This is a genomic window from Pantoea sp. PvP021, from assembly GCF_054056055.1.
This window is the reverse complement of the sequence record NZ_JBSRXX010000001.1, coordinates 1,917,392-1,933,400: the sequence shown is the minus strand read 5'-3', so window position 1 is coordinate 1,933,400 and position 16,009 is coordinate 1,917,392. Positions and strand designations below refer to the sequence as shown.

Annotated in this window: 17 protein-coding genes, 2 tRNA genes and 1 rRNA gene; 10 read left to right on the top strand and 10 right to left on the bottom strand. The window is 56.4% G+C overall.

Annotation, left to right across the window (positions count from 1 at the left end; all coding sequences use genetic code 11):
• The first annotated feature begins 280 nt into the window (after positions 1-280).
• Together rrf and ACVKSX_RS09095 are read left to right on the top strand one after the other, a co-directional pair.
• Positions 281-396 (top strand): 5S ribosomal RNA (gene rrf / locus ACVKSX_RS09100).
• Positions 397-483: 87 nt separating this feature from the next.
• Positions 484-560: transfer RNA gene (locus ACVKSX_RS09095), tRNA-Asp, on the top strand.
• 1 nt (position 561) lies between these two features.
• Here the strand turns inward: ACVKSX_RS09095 and ACVKSX_RS09090 are convergent.
• Positions 562-804: a hypothetical protein gene (locus ACVKSX_RS09090; RefSeq protein ID WP_155740593.1), complete on the bottom strand. Its 243-nt coding sequence runs from the start codon at positions 802-804 to the stop codon at positions 562-564.
• Positions 770-1,672, bottom strand: coding sequence for a DNA-binding transcriptional regulator YafC (gene yafC / locus ACVKSX_RS09085; protein WP_010671136.1), 903 nt, complete (start codon positions 1,670-1,672; stop codon positions 770-772). The genes ACVKSX_RS09090 and yafC overlap by 35 nt, the downstream gene beginning before the upstream one ends.
• Before the next feature lie 262 nt (positions 1,673-1,934).
• Here yafC and ACVKSX_RS09080 point away from each other — a divergent pair, with 262 nt between their 5' ends.
• Positions 1,935-2,726, top strand: a complete 792-nt coding sequence (locus tag ACVKSX_RS09080) for an endonuclease/exonuclease/phosphatase family protein (protein ID WP_010255114.1) — start codon at positions 1,935-1,937, stop codon at positions 2,724-2,726.
• 109 nt (positions 2,727-2,835) lie between these two features.
• On the opposite strand, the gene mltD is transcribed toward ACVKSX_RS09080, so the two are convergent.
• Positions 2,836-4,212 (bottom strand): murein transglycosylase D, encoded by a 1,377-nt coding sequence (mltD, locus tag ACVKSX_RS09075; RefSeq protein WP_022625195.1) that lies wholly within the window; start codon positions 4,210-4,212, stop codon positions 2,836-2,838.
• Between the two features lie 71 nt (positions 4,213-4,283).
• Positions 4,284-5,039, bottom strand: coding sequence for a hydroxyacylglutathione hydrolase (gene gloB, locus ACVKSX_RS09070; protein WP_010255119.1), 756 nt, complete (start codon positions 5,037-5,039; stop codon positions 4,284-4,286).
• Between the two features lie 42 nt (positions 5,040-5,081).
• Between gloB and ACVKSX_RS09065 the strand changes: the two genes are divergently transcribed.
• Positions 5,082-5,819 carry a class I SAM-dependent methyltransferase gene (locus tag ACVKSX_RS09065; RefSeq protein WP_010255122.1) on the top strand — a complete coding sequence of 246 codons (738 nt, stop codon included), beginning with the start codon at positions 5,082-5,084 and terminating at the stop codon, positions 5,817-5,819.
• On the opposite strand, the gene rnhA is transcribed toward ACVKSX_RS09065, so the two are convergent.
• On the bottom strand, positions 5,801-6,268 hold the full coding sequence (rnhA, locus tag ACVKSX_RS09060) for a ribonuclease HI (protein ID WP_010255125.1): 468 nt from the start codon (positions 6,266-6,268) through the stop codon (positions 5,801-5,803). The two genes, ACVKSX_RS09065 and rnhA, sit on opposite strands and share 19 nt — an antisense overlap.
• 51 nt (positions 6,269-6,319) lie before the next feature.
• Here rnhA and dnaQ point away from each other — a divergent pair, with 51 nt between their 5' ends.
• Both dnaQ and ACVKSX_RS09050 read left to right on the top strand, forming a co-directional pair.
• The gene (gene dnaQ, locus ACVKSX_RS09055; RefSeq protein WP_010255127.1) at positions 6,320-7,051 is read left to right on the top strand and encodes a DNA polymerase III subunit epsilon; all 732 of its coding nucleotides are present in this window, start codon (positions 6,320-6,322) and stop codon (positions 7,049-7,051) included.
• 134 nt (positions 7,052-7,185) lie between these two features.
• Positions 7,186-7,262: transfer RNA gene (locus ACVKSX_RS09050), tRNA-Asp, on the top strand.
• Positions 7,263-7,311: 49 nt separating this feature from the next.
• Here ACVKSX_RS09050 and ACVKSX_RS09045 read toward each other — a convergent pair.
• On the bottom strand, positions 7,312-8,820 hold the full coding sequence (locus ACVKSX_RS09045; protein ID WP_033756668.1) for an NCS1 family nucleobase:cation symporter-1: 1,509 nt from the start codon (positions 8,818-8,820) through the stop codon (positions 7,312-7,314).
• A 144-nt stretch (positions 8,821-8,964) separates the two neighbouring features.
• On the opposite strand from ACVKSX_RS09045, the gene ACVKSX_RS09040 reads away from it, so the two are divergent.
• Genes ACVKSX_RS09040 through puuE form a run of 3 tightly spaced genes read left to right on the top strand, consistent with a single transcriptional unit; the run spans position 8,965 to position 11,401 of the window.
• Complete coding sequence (locus tag ACVKSX_RS09040) at positions 8,965-9,687, top strand: GntR family transcriptional regulator (RefSeq protein ID WP_010671140.1); 723 nt, start codon at positions 8,965-8,967, stop codon at positions 9,685-9,687.
• Positions 9,684-10,415 carry an allantoin racemase gene (hpxA, locus tag ACVKSX_RS09035; RefSeq protein WP_346441257.1) on the top strand — a complete coding sequence of 244 codons (732 nt, stop codon included), beginning with the start codon at positions 9,684-9,686 and terminating at the stop codon, positions 10,413-10,415. The genes ACVKSX_RS09040 and hpxA overlap by 4 nt, the downstream gene beginning before the upstream one ends.
• A 32-nt stretch (positions 10,416-10,447) precedes the next feature.
• Entirely contained in the window at positions 10,448-11,401 is a 954-nt protein-coding gene (gene puuE, locus ACVKSX_RS09030; protein WP_010255138.1) for an allantoinase PuuE, read from the top strand.
• A 50-nt stretch (positions 11,402-11,451) separates the two neighbouring features.
• Here puuE and hpxZ read toward each other — a convergent pair whose 3' ends face one another.
• The 4 genes from hpxZ to ACVKSX_RS09010 are packed head-to-tail and all read right to left on the bottom strand — an operon-like array spanning position 11,452 to position 15,007.
• Positions 11,452-11,832, bottom strand: a complete 381-nt coding sequence (hpxZ, locus tag ACVKSX_RS09025) for an oxalurate catabolism protein HpxZ (RefSeq protein ID WP_010255141.1) — start codon at positions 11,830-11,832, stop codon at positions 11,452-11,454.
• The gene (locus tag ACVKSX_RS09020; RefSeq protein ID WP_323170636.1) at positions 11,832-13,229 is read right to left on the bottom strand and encodes an AtzE family amidohydrolase; all 1,398 of its coding nucleotides are present in this window, start codon (positions 13,227-13,229) and stop codon (positions 11,832-11,834) included. The genes hpxZ and ACVKSX_RS09020 overlap by 1 nt, the downstream gene beginning before the upstream one ends.
• Positions 13,226-13,408 (bottom strand): oxalurate catabolism protein HpxX, encoded by a 183-nt coding sequence (gene hpxX / locus ACVKSX_RS09015; protein WP_003852562.1) that lies wholly within the window; start codon positions 13,406-13,408, stop codon positions 13,226-13,228. The genes ACVKSX_RS09020 and hpxX overlap by 4 nt, the downstream gene beginning before the upstream one ends.
• 12 nt (positions 13,409-13,420) lie before the next feature.
• Entirely contained in the window at positions 13,421-15,007 is a 1,587-nt protein-coding gene (locus ACVKSX_RS09010; RefSeq protein ID WP_033771016.1) for a gamma-glutamyltransferase family protein, read from the bottom strand.
• Positions 15,008-15,145: 138 nt separating this feature from the next.
• Here ACVKSX_RS09010 and hpxU point away from each other — a divergent pair, with 138 nt between their 5' ends.
• The gene (gene hpxU, locus ACVKSX_RS09005; protein WP_311973389.1) at positions 15,146-15,985 is read left to right on the top strand and encodes a MurR/RpiR family transcriptional regulator HpxU; all 840 of its coding nucleotides are present in this window, start codon (positions 15,146-15,148) and stop codon (positions 15,983-15,985) included.
• Positions 15,986-16,009: the final 24 nt, after the last annotated feature.

Genomic DNA, 16,009 nt, shown 5'->3' with positions numbered 1-16,009 from the left:
TAGGCCGGGTGTGTAAGCGCAGCGATGCGTTGAGCTAACCGGTACTAATGACCCGTGAGGCTTAACCTTACAACGCCAGAGGCGTTTTTGAGAGAAAGATTTTCAGCTTGTTAACCGGATACAGTTGTGTCCTGCGGACTGAAGTCCGAAGGATTTTGCGCTGAGGCAAGGCGGCAACCGGGCGATACGAAGGAGCATACTGAAGTATGTGACGGAGTAGCGCGAGGGCGGCCAACGCAGCATCAGCACAAAAGACACAGGACAGAGCACAAAGAATTTGCCTGGCGGCTTTAGCGCGGTGGTCCCACCTGACCCCATGCCGAACTCAGAAGTGAAACGCCGTAGCGCCGATGGTAGTGTGGGGTCTCCCCATGCGAGAGTAGGGAACTGCCAGGCATCAAATTCGTTCCTTTTCCCCTGACAAGGAAAATGACAGGAACAGACGGCCATCAGCCAGTTGCTGACAGCTGTGAAAGAATCGGTGGAGCGGTAGTTCAGTTGGTTAGAATACCTGCCTGTCACGCAGGGGGTCGCGGGTTCGAGCCCCGTCCGTTCCGCCACTTAATTGGAAAGCCCTGACTTAACGGTCAGGGCTTTTTCCATTGCAGCAAATTCAACACGCAAAAATACACCGCGCTGATTCTCTTCGATCTCCCGGATCATTTTAACGATCGCTAATTCTTTGAATCTGAAGCGATAATCCTGCAATCGATCCCACTCTTCCCAATTGTGTGCGGGCAGATCCCGATCAGGCCTGCCCCTGTAGACATCAGGTACGCCACGGTTGCTCAGCTGTCCACTCACTCAGAAAATCGATAAAAGCGCGCACACGCTGGCTTACGCCAATATCACTGTAGTAAACAGCATGGAAGGGCATCTCGACCGGCAGACGCTGATCGGCCAACACTTCCACCAGTTTTCCCTCAGCAACTTCACGATCGATCATATAGTCCGACAGGCAGGCAATACCATTACCGGTAAGACAGAGCTGCTTAATCGTCTCTCCGCTGTTAGAGGAGATAGCCCAGCTAATATCATAGAGTTCGCCGCTTTCACGGGAGACGGGCCAGCGATTGAGTCGTGGGGAATCATCAAAGCCAAGACAGTGGTGGTTATCCAGCTCAGCCACCGTTTGCGGTGTGCCATGCTCACGGAGATAGGCGGGGGAAGCAACCATCTTGCGAAAGCTCCTGAACAGCAGCCGGGCGCGCAGCGTTGAGTCGGTCAGATTGCCGGCGCGAATGGCGATATCCACTTTCCGCTCAATCAGATTGATAAAACTCTCTGAGGAGATCAAAGAAAGAGTCACGTCAGGATAGCGCAGACGAAAGGGTTTAATCATCGGCATCAGCAAATGCAGAATCACCGGCGTCGCGGCATCAACGCGCAGTAGTCCTTTAGGCGCCTGTAAACTCTCGATCAAATCGCTTTCTGCCGTGGTCATCTCCTGCAAAAAACGTTGAACATGGCGAAAATAGCGTTCGCCCTCCTGAGTAAGCGCCAGCTGCCGTGTTGTGCGGGTCAGCAGGGCAATACCCAGCTTGCTCTCCAGCTTTTTAACTGTCCTGCTGACGGCAGAGTTAGCCATTTTCAGCTGTTCAGCAGCGCGACTGAAACTTCCACTTTCTACAACGCTGACAAACACTTTTAGTTCATCAGAAGATGCCTTCATTCTTCCTCCCTGCAGTCACATGGCCATTAAGCCAGTTTATGACTGATAATGCTGTTATAACCAGTACAGGAGCCGTTAACGATGACATCGGGGATGTCACCGCCTGATCTGCCTCGTTTTGCTTAGCGAACTTAAAAGGGCTGCTTTATTCTGGAAAAGGTGATGAATTCTGACATTCACCTGCATCCATTGAAACCCCGGTCTAAAATCCCTATAACAGACAGGTGTTAACTGTATTTTGAATCATCAGCCAGGCGGGAAAGTGCGCAAAAAAACTTATGCAATGCGATATGTAGCAGGACAACCAGTGGAACAGATCTTTCCACCTGGCGCGATGCTCCATCTCGGTCAGGCACTGCCACCCGGCGCCCCCTTGCCCGCGCACCCAAACCTCAAAGTTCTGGTGTGGAACATCTTTAAGCAGCAACGCGCAGACTGGATGTCGGTACTGGAAGGATTTGGTAAAGATGCGCACCTGGTATTACTGCAGGAAGCGCAGACCACACCAGAACTGGTGGAGTTTGCCACCAGTAATTATCTTGCTGCCGATCAGGTACCTGCCTTTGTGCTGCCTCAGCATCCCTCTGGGGTGATGACGCTCGCCTCTGCGCACCCGGTCTATTGCTGCCCGTTACGTGAGCGTGAGCCTCTGCTGAGGCTGTCAAAATCGGCACTGGTCACGGCGTATCCGCTGCCCACGGGTGAAATGCTGATGGTCGTGAACATCCATGCGGTAAATTTCAGCCTGGGCGTCGACGTCTACAGTAAACAGCTGGGGCCAATCGGGGAGCAGATCATGCATCACCAGGGGCCGGTGATTATGGCCGGGGATTTCAATGCCTGGAGCCGTCAGCGTATCAATGCCCTCTACCGTTTTGCACAGCGAATGAAGCTGGAAGAGGTGATGTTCACTGCCGATCACCGCCGTAAAGCCTTTGGTCGCCCGCTGGATTTCGTCTTCTATCGCGATCTCAGGGTGAGTGAGGCATCCGTACTGGTGACGCGCGCGTCCGACCATAACCCCTTACTGGTGGAGTTCAGTTCAGGAAGCTAGTCCGGTGCATTAAGCGAGCCTGCAGAAGGGGAGGGAAGTCCGGCAGATGAGTAAACGATGGCGGATGAATAAAAGAAAAAGGCTGACAAATGTCAGCCTTTTCAACGTATCAGGTATCAGGTGTTGCGTTATTATTCACAAACAGCGTTAAGTTATCGCCGGGTTGAATATCTTTCGCACTGTCCAGCACACTGTTCCAGCGCATCACGTCTTTGATATTAACGCCGTGATGACGGGCAATACTGTCAAGAGAATCACCCTTACGAACACGATAGGTGATGCTGTTGCCGTTATCAGCCAGTCGGGTGCCATTCGAACCAATGGTCAGAGTCTGACCCGGTCGGATATCAGCACCGCGCAGGTTGTTATCCTGCTTCAGTGTCGAGACGCTAACGCCAAGTTTTGAGGCGATACCAGAGAGCGTATCACCCCGTCGCACTTTGTACCCGCCACTCGCACTGGCTTTCGCAAGCTGAGTAGGTTGTACCGCTGCGATGTCACCGGAAGCCAGTGAGTTACGCAGTTTCGCGACGTTCGACTTCGGCACCATAATATAGTGTGGGCCGTTTGGCGCTGTTGCACCGCCTTTGTAACCGGTATTGAAGCTCTTCAGTTTCGTGAGCGACATACCCGCCATTTCGGCAGCCTGCGTCAGCTGTATCTGCTGACCCACTTCCACTCGCGCCAGAGCACGACTTTCATTAGGTGTCGGCAGTTTGATACCGTAACGCTTGTTATTTTTGAGCAGTTCACTCAGAGCTAACATTTTAGGCACATACACGGTCGTTTCGCGTGGCAGCGATAAATGCCAGAAGTCAGTCGGCTTACCGCGCGCCTTGTTCTGCTTTATCGCTTTGAGTACACGTCCTTCACCACTGTTGTACGCTGCGATGGTTAATAACCAGTCGCCGTCAAACATGGTGTTAAGACGCTGCATCATATCCAGCGCAACTTTCGTGGATGCGACCACATCACGTCGCCCATCGTAATACTGGTTCTGTTTCAAACCATAGTTTCGACCTGTTGCAGCAACAATCTGCCAGATACCAGCGGCATTGGCGGATGAAGTTGCCCGGGGGTCAAAAGCGCTCTCCACTATGGGTAGCAGTACCAGTTCCATCGGCATTTTACGTTTCTGTATCTGCTCGACTATCCAGTACATGTACGGCTCTGCCCGTAATGTTACATCGTGGAGATAGCTCTTATTTTTTAAAAATTTACTTTTTTGTTCGCGGATTGCCGGGTTTTCCGGAATCCCCATCTTCAACTCGTCACTAATGAAACTCCAGAGATCTGCGTCTGCTGCGAGGCCAGTTCCATCTTCCTGCCATCGCGGCGACAAAAACTCGTCTCCGTACTTTCCATTTTCACCTTGACCAGCTGAAGACAGACTCTGTGCATGCTGTACCGGGATATTGGCATCGTTCCTGGACGCCTGACATCCTACCAGCAAGACTGAGGCGAGTAAGATCGCTTTAGCCTTCATGTGTGTGTCAATAGTTCGCTTAAAAGACGAGCAACTATACGTGACGACTTTTCACAACACAACCCGAAAAATCAAAAAGCGTCTTTCTTCTCGCGTAGAACGGCAAATGAACGCCATACGGGTTCATCAGTAACGTTAACGTTTAATGCCCTTTGTAAATCAACATCTTGCGTGCGAAGAAATAAATTTATTGTCCGTTCGTGCGCCAGTTTTGTGGGCAAACTAATGCCATTTTCAGCGCGTAAGTCCTTAATTTTCTGATATTCGGCCGTTATTTGTGGGTCATGGGGCAGAATAGCCGCAGCAAACTTCAGATTGGATAAAGTATATTCATGTGCGCAGCAGACTAATGTTTCACCTGGAAGCTGGTTAAGCTTTTGAAAGGAATCATACATCTGCTCTGCCGTGCCCTCAAAAAGGCGTCCGCAGCCGCCCGAAAAGAGTGTGTCACCGCAGAAAAGATAAGGTGAGCTGTAATATGAGATATGTCCTAAAGTGTGACCAGGGGTATGGATCACCTCAAACGTCAGGCCCAGTACCGTGACCTTATCGCCTTCGCTGACGATGGTTCTGGCCCCTTTAGCCGCAGTTTCCTGGGGACCATAGACCTCAAGCTGAGGGAAATGCTCGCACAGTGTTTTCACTCCGCCTGTGTGGTCGTTATGGTGGTGAGTCAGCAGAATAGCGACCGGCTGCCAGCCGTTGGAGGCCATTTTTTCTAACACCGGTTGGGCTTCGCCGGGATCGACAATCAGGCATTTACCGTCATCATCAGTCAGCGTCCAGATGTAGTTGTCCTGCAACGCAGGAATACTGGTAAGATTCATCATCACCTCTCGCAGGTCGTAGGAAAAGGAAGAGCGTAAAGCATGAAGCCCGCTAAATCACGCCAGATTCTGAACGCACCGCTGTCATGGCGCGATATGCCGTGGGGAGATTATTTCCGCGACGCGCTAACGCAGCAGCTTCAGCCTTACCTTGGAAAGCTTTATGGCTTTCATATGCTTAAGCTTGGCAACCTCAGCGCAGAAATCAACACCGAAAACTGTGCTATTTCACATCAGGTCAATGTTGGCAGGGAAGGTGATCTGTTACAGGTGCTGGCTGACCCGATGCAACTGCCGTTTGAGTCGAAGTCGATCGATGCCTGTTTGCTGGCCCATACGCTCGCCTGGAGCCAGGATCCTCACCGGGTGTTACGTGAAGTAGATAGGGTGTTAATTGATGATGGCTGGATGATTATCAGCGGCTTCAATCCATTCAGCCTGCTCGGCGTGAGTAAGATGGTGCCGGGCCTGAACCGCAAAGCCCCCTGGAGCGGACGGATGTTCAGCCAGGTGCGGTTAGTCGACTGGCTGGGACTGTTGAATTATGAGGTAGTCTATCGCACCCGCTTTCAGGTGCTGCCGTGGCATCGGCAGGGCGGAAAACTGATAAGCGCCCACTTACCGGCGCTGGGCTGTCTGAATATTGTGGTGGCACGTAAACGCACCTTCCCGCTGCTGCCGACCCGGGCTAAGAAGAGTATGAGCACCAGCAAGATCCGCCAGACGGTCAATGCCACACGCCAGTTCCGGCAGGCAGAGGATCAGGATTCGGTTTTATAACCGATATCCTCAAAAGCGGGATTTTCAGCTGCGCTGCGGGCCAGCACGTCGCAGCGCTCATTTTCCGGATGTCCGGCATGGCCTTTAACCCACTCCCACTGAATCTTATGGGTGCTGAGTGCTAAGTCGAGACGCTGCCAGAGATCGACATTCTTCACCGGCTTTTTGTCGGCGGTTTTCCAGCCACGCTTTTTCCAGTTATGGATCCAGCTGGTAATTCCCTGACGCACATACTGACTGTCGGTACTGAGCACCACATCGCACGGCTGAGTCAGCGCTTCCAGTGAGACAATCGCCGCCATCAGCTCCATCCGGTTATTGGTGGTAAGGTGATAGCCCGCGCTGAAGGTTTTCTCATGCTGACCGTAGCGTAAAATCGCCCCATAACCGCCGGGACCGGGATTTCCAAGACAGGATCCATCGGTGAATATTTCTACCTGTTTGCGCATCTCTGGTAGACTTCCTCTCAAAAACGCTAAGTCTGACATAAAACGGGTCTTATGAGCACTGCAAATAACCGCCAGATCGTTCTCGATACTGAAACCACCGGCATGAACATGATCGGGGTACATTATGAGGGGCACCGCATCATTGAGATTGGTGCGGTAGAGGTGATCAACCGTCGCCTGACCGGTAACAATTTCCATATGTATCTCAAGCCCGATCGGCTGGTCGATCCCGAAGCCTTTGGCGTACACGGCATTGCCGATGAGTTCCTGGCCGACAAGCCTGCCTTCAGCGAGATTGCCGATGAGTTTCTCGACTACATTCGCGGTGCTGAATTAGTGATCCATAACGCCCCGTTTGATATCGGCTTTATGGACTACGAGTTTGCAAAGCTGAACCGCGGCATTGAGAAAACCGAAACCTTCTGCAAAATCACCGACAGTCTGGCGCTGGCGCGCCGTATGTTTCCCGGCAAGCGCAACAGCCTTGATGCGCTTTGCTCGCGTTACGAAATAGACAACAGCAAACGAACCCTGCACGGCGCACTGCTCGATGCCGAGATTCTGGCTGAAGTCTTCCTGACGATGACCGGCGGACAGACTTCACTCTCCTTTTTATCGGAAAGTGAAAGCGCCCGACAGGCGCAGGGAGAGAGCATCCAGCGCATCGTGCGTCCCACCTCTGCACTGCGCGTGGTCACGGCCAGCGATGAAGAAGTGGTTGCCCATGAGTCACGTCTGGATCTGGTGATGAAAAAGGGTGGCAGCTGCCTGTGGCGCGGCTGAATTACGCATTTTTGTGGATAAAATCAACGGCAAGCTGAAAAAAACAGCAAACGATTTGTTCGCCTGGAAAAAGCGTTGACGTCGCAACAGGCTGCCATTACTATGCGCCTCGTTCCCGACGGGGAACAAAGCGCGGGGCGGTAGTTCAGTTGGTTAGAATACCTGCCTGTCACGCAGGGGGTCGCGGGTTCGAGCCCCGTCCGTTCCGCCAATCTCTTTAAAAAAGCCGATTCAGAAATGAATCGGCTTTTTGCTGTCTGCTATTCAGCGGTGGCCTGGTTCTTCTGCGGCATCACCTCGCCTTGCCAGCGGGCACCATCCTCCGCCTCACGATCTTCACGGGCGATAAAGCGATAGCAACCTGCCGCCAGACCGGCGCCAATAAACCAGCTGAAATTCGCCACCTGATGCAGGGAAGGGATAAAGCTAATCACCAGGCAAATCGCCACCGATGGCAGCAGCGCGCCAATCGCTTTAGGGTTAAAGCCACCGCGATACCAGTAACGGCCTGCTGGCGTATCGTTAAACAGATCGTCGACCGAGATACGTCCACGTTTAATCAGATAGAAATCGGTCAGCAGAATCCCGAACAGCGGCCCGATAAACGATCCCAGCACATCCAGCGTATAGTGAATCAGCTCAGGAGACTGGAACAGATTCCACGGCGTTAACAGCACCGACCCCACCGCGGCGATCATCCCGCCGGTACGGAAACTGATTTTCTGCGGTGAACAGTTGGAGAAGTCAAAAGCGGGCGAGACGAAGTTCGCCACGATATTGATGCCGATGGTAGCGGTAATCATGGTCAGCAATCCAATCGCGACCGCCAGATCGTTGCCGACCATGCTTACGGTTTCGATGGGATCGGTAATCATTTTGCCAAACAGCGACTGGGTGCCCGACACAATCACTACCGTCACCACCGAGAACAGCAGAAAGTTAAACGGCAGTCCCCAGCGGTTGCCGCGACGGATCTCTGACATGCTTTTGCCGTAGCGTGAAAAGTCACCGAAGTTCAGCAGCGGTCCGGAGAAGTAAGAGACCACCAGCGCCGTCGCTGTAATCATCTGCCACGTCTGCTCGCCTGCGGTCAGCGATTTGCTGGCGAGAGTAAACGAGATCCCATCGAAGCCGGTCTTGTATACAATCCAGCCCGCCAGCGCCACCATCACCACATAGACCGCCGGTCCGGCGACATCAATAAACCGTTTGATGGCGTTCATGCCATGCCAGAACACCATCGCCTGCAGTAACCACATAATGCCGAAGCAGCACCAGCCCAGCAGCGACAGACCAAGCCAGTGCGGCACGGTCATCGACGTCAGTGACGGCGCGAACTTCAGCAGCACTAGCATCAGCGCATTCGCCGCGAGATAGGTCTGGATGCCATACCAGGCGAACGCGATCAGGCCGCGTATCACCGCCGGGATATTGGCACCAAACACCCCAAACGCCTGACGGCAGATCACCGCATAGGGGACGCCCGCCATCTGGCTCGGTTTCGCCACCAGATTCGCACAGATTTGCACGATGCAGATCCCCGCCAGCAGGCAGAGCAGCACCTGCCAGCTGGCTAATCCCAGCGTGAAGAAGCTGGCGGCCACCACATAGCCGCCCATGCTGTGCACATCCGACATCCAGAAAGAAAAAATATTGTACCACGACCAGTTCTGATCGCGAGTCGGTGCCAGGTCGTCGTTACAGAGTCGTGGGCTGTAACGGGCGTTGGCTTCAGAGGCCGTACTGGCCACCGTTGATTGATTTGGCATGAAACCTGCTCCTCTACCCGAGAGTGGAATGAATAATCTGGTAAGGCGGTATTGCAGGATCCAGGCCAGATCTCTTTTCTTGTATACAATATTTATTTTTCACGTATACGATATGTGGCGTACAGCAAGCGACCGGAGCGGGTAATGACGAGTAAAACAGGACAGCGAGACGCCACCAGGCTGCAGGATAAAGATGAAGGGATTTACCAGGCATTGATGAACGCCATTGTTGAGCATCAGCTGCCGCCGGGCAGTAAATTGCCGGAAGAGGCGCTTTCCGGGGTCTTTGGCGTGAGCCGCACCGGCATCCGCAAAGTGCTGCAACGCCTCGCGGCGGTGCAAATGGTCACTCTGACGCCCAAACGTGGTGCGCAGGTCTCCACACCCGGCGTTGAAGAGGCGCGGGATATCTTCTCAACCCGCAGTTTAATGGAGTGCGCTAATCTGCCAGTGGTCCTGGCCCATTTGCAGCCCCCGCATCTGGTGGCGCTGGAGCAGCTCATCGCGCAGGAGAATCAGGCGCACGCCGATCATGATGGCCCGGCAGCCATCCGGCTGTCAGCGGCCTTTCATATTCAGTTGCAGGCGATCTCCGGGAATCAGGTGCTCACCGGCATGGTGACCAGCCTGACGCAGCGCTCATCACTGGTGATTGCCGCCTATGGCGCACCCTGGCAGCGTGGCTGCCGCTGTGACGATCATGCGAATCTGCTTCAGTTACTGCGTGCACGTGCGCTGCAGCCGCTGACGCAGGCGCTACAGCATCACTTTGAGCACATCGTCTCCAGCCTGCACTTTGAGCGCAGCGGGGAAACGCTGCCCGACTTTTCCCGACTGTTTGCCGCAGGCTCTGGAGCTGCCTCATGAGCCTGATTCAGGTTATTAACCCTAATACCAGCCCGGCGATGACCGAAACTATCGGTCAGGCCGCGCGTGCGGTCGCCGCACCGGGCACCGAAATTCTGGCTGTTTCACCGTCGCAGGGCGTGCCTTCCATTGAAGGGCACTTCGATGAGGCGATCGCCGCCATCGGCGTACTGGAGCAGATTAAACTGGGCAGAGCGCAGGGCGTCAGCGGCCACGTCATTGCCTGCTTTGGCGATCCGGGTTTGCTGGCGGCACGCGAGCTGGCCAGCGGACCGGTGATCGGCATCGCGGAAGCGGCGATGCATACGGCCACGCTGCTGGCGACGCGTTTCTCCATTGTCACCACGCTGCCGCGCACCCTGGTGATTGCGCGTCATCTGCTGCAGCAGTATGGCTTTACCCATCACTGTGCCGCACTGCATGCCATCGATCTGCCGGTACTGGCGCTGGAAGATGGCAGCGGCCTGGCGCAGGAAAAAGTGCGGCAGCGCTGCATTCAGGCGAAGCGGGAAGATGGCAGCGGGGCGATTGTGCTGGGCTGTGGCGGAATGGCGACGCTGGCCGGGGAGCTGACCCGGGAGCTCGGCCTGCCGGTGATCGATGGCGTCAGCGCGGCGGTGAAGATGGTGGAGTCGCTGGTGGCGCTTGGTTTTGGCACCAGCAAACATGGAGATCTGGCCTGGCCTTTGCAGAAACCTCTCTCAGGTGCGTTTCAGCATCTAAACTAACGGAACTTTCCCGAATCAAAACAGGTGGAGTGATGACTGACGCTGCAGAGAAGAAAGAGTACAGCTTTAACAAAAACTATCCGCGCGATTTAATCGGTTATGGCGCTCATCCGCCGCACGCCGCCTGGCCCAACAACGCCCGTGTGGCGGTGCAGTTTGTTCTGAACTACGAAGAGGGCGCAGAAAACAGCGTGCTGCACGGCGATACCGGCTCAGAGCAGTTCCTCTCCGACATCATCGGGGCAGCCAGCTATCCCGATCGCCACATGTCGATGGAGTCGCTGTATGAGTACGGCTCACGCGCCGGTTTCTGGCGTATCCACAACGAATTCCAGAAACGCGGTCTGCCGTTAACGGTTTTCGGCGTGGCGATGGCGCTGGCGCGTCATCCGGAAGTCGTCGAAGCGATTAAACAGGCTGACTACGATGTGGTCAGTCACGGCTGGCGCTGGATCCACTATCAGGGCATGGATGCAAAAACCGAACGCCAGCATATGCAGCAGGCGGTCGATGTGCTGGTTGATCTGTTTGGTAAAGCGCCGACCGGCTGGTACACCGGCCGCGACAGCCCGAATACCCGTCGGCTGGTGGTGGAGCAGGGCGGTTTTAGCTATGACAGTGACTACTACGGCGACGATCTGCCTTTCTGGACCCAGGTCACCTGTCAGGATGGAACGGTTAAACCGCACCTGATTATCCCCTATACCCTGGAGTGCAATGACATGCGCTTTGCCTCGCCGCAGGGATTTAATACCGCGGAACAGTTCTTTACCTATCTGCGCGACAGCTTCGATGTGCTGTATGAAGAGGGCGAAACCGCACCGAAGATGATGTCGATCGGTATGCATTGCCGCCTGCTGGGTCGTCCTGGCAAATTCCGCGCGCTGCAGAATTTTCTCGATCACATCCAGCAGCATGAGGATGTCTGGATCTGCACCCGTCAGCAGATCGCTGACCACTGGATCAACACGCACCCGGCACCTTAAGCCGGTTCCGGCGCTCGCCCCGCGTTGATCGGGCGAAGCGCCGGACGATGTCAGCTCATCAGGCTGACCTGCGCCGCCACGATGCACCAGCCGTGGGGCATACGTACCCAGGTCTGCTGCTGACGGCCAATTTTATCGCTGCCGGTGCGGGTAAATTCGGTGCTGCAGACCGCATAATCCTCGCCAAAGGTGGTGATCACGGTGTTTCGCAGCGTCCGGTTCAGCCCGGCTGAAGGACGCGCGGCGCGGAAGGCACGAATCTCATCAATGCCATACAGATTCTCACCCGCGCCGAGGCGCACGGTTCGCGGGTCGTGCCAGAACAACGCATCCAGTTCGGCCACGTCATTGCTGACCAGCGCCTGCTCGTAGCGGTAAAACTGCGCCGTCACCTCGGTGACTACCTGCGGTAAATTAATCTCTCTGTTCATCAGGCTCCAGCCATATTGATTTGCGGTATCGTAATGCCGCGTTGTTCCAGTGCCCAGGCGGCACGTAACACCGCCTCTTCATTAAATGGACGGGCGATAAGCTGTAATCCAATCGGCAGACCGCTTCGGGTCGCCAGCGGCACGGTACAGACCGGCAATCCCAGGAAGGAGATCGGCTGCGTCAGCATACCCATGCTCGCCTTAGCGGGCAGCGATTCCCCCTGAATCGACAGGGTCTGCTGACCGATGGTGATCGCGCTGCAGGGTGTCGCCGGCGCTATCAGCACATCAAACCGATCAAAAAGCGGCAACACCTGCTGCTGGAAATGGCGGCGGAAACGCTGCGCCTGCACGTACCAGGCACCTGGCATCATGGCACCGGCCAGCAGACGCTCGCGTGAATTAGGTTCAAACTGCTCAGGCGTCTGGCGCAGGGCGGGCAGATAGTGATTGCCGCCTTCTGCCGCGGTCATGATAAACGCCGCCGAGCGTGCCAGCTCAGCGTCCGGCATCAGCACCTCTTCCTGTGCATCAAGTGCTGCCGCGACCACCGCGACGGCAGCGCGGGCATCCTCATCGCACCAGCGGGCAAAAAAGCCACCCAGTACGCCGCAGCGCAAGGCTTCGCTGCCCTGTGACAGCCCCGGTAGCGTCGCGGCCAGCGGGCGATCGGCCTGAAACGCATCGGTGTGGTCTGCGCCCTGCAACAGATCATATACCAGCGCCAGGTCTTCAACCCGCCGCGCCAGAGGACCGATGTGATCGAGGCTGGCGACAAACGGATGGCTGCCGCTGCGTGACAACCGGCCAAAGGTCGGCTTAAGACCAAAAATACCGCACAGCGACGCGGGCACCCGAATCGAGCCGTTGGTGTCGGTGCCCAGTGAAAAGTGGACCAGACCGGCGGCCACGGCAGCCGCCGAACCGCCTGACGAGCCGCCAGCCACGCGGCTGAGATCGCGCGGATTGTGCGTCGCGCCGTAGTGGCTGTTTTCGGTGGTAAAACCATACGCGTAGGCATCCATGTTCAGCATGCCAGACAGCAGCGCACCAGAGCGACGCAGTTTATCGACAGCAAACGCATCTGCACGTGCCGCCGGCCGGTCGCTGAACAGGCTGGCACCGGCCAGGGTAGTGTGACCCGCCACATCAAACAGGTTTTTTACCGCATACGGGATGCCCGTCAGCGGTGGCAGGGTTTCGCCGCGCTGCCGCTGCGCATCAACATCCGCCGCTTCTTTTAACATGCGCGGCCCGGTCACTTCCGTCCAGGCATTCAGCGCCGGATTATGCTGCTCAACCGCCTGCAGCGTGCGCTTTGCCACTTCCAGCGCACTGATTTCACCCTGCTGAATCGCCCGCTGCAGGGTCTGAATCGAAACGTCACCTAATCTCATGCCTGGTATACTCCTGCCACTTCAAGCCGGTCATCCAGCGGAAACGCCATCAGCGGCGCGGCCATCTCCGCGATACGCGACAGCTGGATCAGCAGTTCAGCGCGGCGGGCGTCATCCAGTTCCAGTTGCAGTATCTGCTCCATATGGCCGATGTAGCTGGCCCAGTCGTGTTGATTCATGATTCGCTCCTGTTAAAAACCGGCGGCGCTGCCGTTACTGCGTGGATCGCTTGCGCCCTCAAACATGCCGTTGCTGTGGCGCACAATGGCGCCCGCATGGCCCACGGATTCGCTGAAGTCCGGCAGCAGCTCCACCTCATGTCCCCACAGACGCAGCATCAATACCGTTTCGTCGTCAAAACGGCCTTCCAGTTTCAGCGAGTCTGATGATTGCCCCCAGGTCCGGCCCAGCAGCCAGCGCGGCGCACTGACTGCCTGTTGTAACGGCAAGCCCTGAATCACATGGCGGGTAAAAATCGCCGCCTGAGTCTGCGGCTGTCCATCCCCACCCATCGCGCCATACACCAGCGTCCGGCCATCTTTCAGCCGTGCGGCGGCGGGATTCAGGGTATGAAACGGTTGCTTACCGGGTGCCAGGGCCAGCAGATGGTCAGGATCGAGGCTGAAAGCGGCGCCGCGGTTCTGCCAGGTGATACCCGTGCCGGGCAGCACCACACCACTGCCAAATTCGTGATAAATGCTCTGAATAAAGGAGACGGCCAGGCCGCTGCTGTCCATCACGCCCATCCAGACCGTATCGCCCGGCCCGCGTCCGTTTCCCCATGCCGCCGCCTCTCCATCGGTGATCTGGCTGGCGAGTGTGGCAAGGTGATCGCTGTCCAGCAGCGCCTGCAAATCTTCCGTGACGTGACGCGGATCGGTGATGTGTTTGTCGCGCAGTGCAAACGCTTTTTTGGTGGCTTCCACGATACGGTGCACCGTCTGCGCATCGTCAGCCTCCGCCATCTCCAGCCGATCGGTGATGCCCAGGATCGCCAGCGACACCATGCCCTGCGTTGGCGGGGTGATATTCCAGATGTCACCTTCGCTGTGGGAGAGATGCAGCGGCGTCGTGCGGCGGGCGCGATGCTGCTGCAGATCGGCCAGCGTCACCGGCATGCCCAGCGTGGCCATCTCATCGGCCATATGGTGAGCCAGCGTGCCGCGATAAAAGCTGTCGAGCCCCTCTTCAGTAAGCTGGCTGAGGGTGTTTGCCAGGGCGGGCTGGGTAAAACGGCTGCCTGGCTGCGGCACGTTGCCGTCAGGCATAAAGGTGGCGCTGAAGCCGGGCTGATGCTGCAATTCACTGCGGAACGTCGCGGTGGCGGCGCTCTGTGAGGCAGTCACCGGAATACCGTCGGCGGCGTAGCGAATCGCATCGCGCAGCAGACGTGCCAGCGGCAGCGGTGGGGTGCCCATCTCAGCCGAGAGATTCAGTGCCTCCTGCCAGCCGCTGACCGTACCGGCCACGGTCAGCGCCGCTTTCGGCCCGCGATGCGGAATCTTAGGGTGATCGGCGTAGAAATCGTGATGAGCCAGCGAACCGGCTGCGCCGCTGGCGTCGATAGCGACAGGATCGCCGCCGGGCGGCAGAATCAGCCAGAAACCATCACCGCCCAGTCCATTCATATGCGGGTAGACCACGGCGATGGTCGCGGCAGCGGCCACCATCGCTTCAATGGCATTACCGCCATCACGCAGTACCGCGAGCGCGCTTTCACTCGCCAGATGGTGTGGCGTCACCGCCATCCCCTGCGGGGCCATATTGCTTTGAATCATCTTTTTCTCGTTATCCGGGTGACAGAACCGATAACAAAGCAAGAGCTGTTCCAGTTTTCACCCTGAGCTGACAATGCGCCGGTTAACCTGGCGCAAATTGTGCTAGCTTCTGCTGAAACAAAAGTTACAGGACGGGTTATGAAACAGCTTGATGAACGACTCAGGAGTCACTATCCCCAGCTCTCCCCGCAGGAGCAGCGTATTGCCGACTTCGTGTTTGACCACTTCGATGACCTGATCAGCTACAACAGTGCCGAGCTGGCGCGGCTCAGTGGCGTGTCGAAAGCCACGGTCAGCCGGCTGTTTAAGCGTCTGGGCTATGAAAAATACAAGGATATGCGTGATGAGTTACGCATCCTGCGCCAGAGCGGCATGCCGCTGACCGATAATCGTGATGCGGTGCAGGGCAATACGCTGCTGGCGCGACACTACAAGCAGGAGATGGCTAACCTGACGCAGTGGGTGAACAGTCTGGATGCCCGGCACTTTAATGAGGTTATCCAGCAGCTGGCGCAGGCAAAACGCGTCTTTATCATCGGCATGCGCAACGCCTATCCGGTGGCACTGCATCTGCGACAGCAGCTGGTGCAGGCGCGTTCGCAGGTACATATCCTGCCTCAGCCGGGCCAGACGCTGGCTGAGGAGCTGGTGGATATTACGCCGGAGGATATGGTGGTCGTGATGGCCTTCCGTCGTCGTCCCCGCATCATTCGCCCGCTGATGCAGCAGTTGCAGGATGCCGGTATCCCGCTGCTGGCGCTGTGTGAGCCGCAGGCGCAGACGGTGATTGCGCTGGCGCGCTGGCAGCTCTGTACGCCGCTGGACAGCGTTTCCGCCTTCGACAGTTATGGCTCCGCCATGAGTCTGGTTAACCTGATTGCCAATGCACTGCTGCATGAAATGCTGGCACAGGGACGCCAGCGCATTCATCAGATCGCCGACCTTTACCAGCAGTTTGATGAGCTGGAGCACCGCTAAAAGGCACCGTTTTGGTGCTTTGCC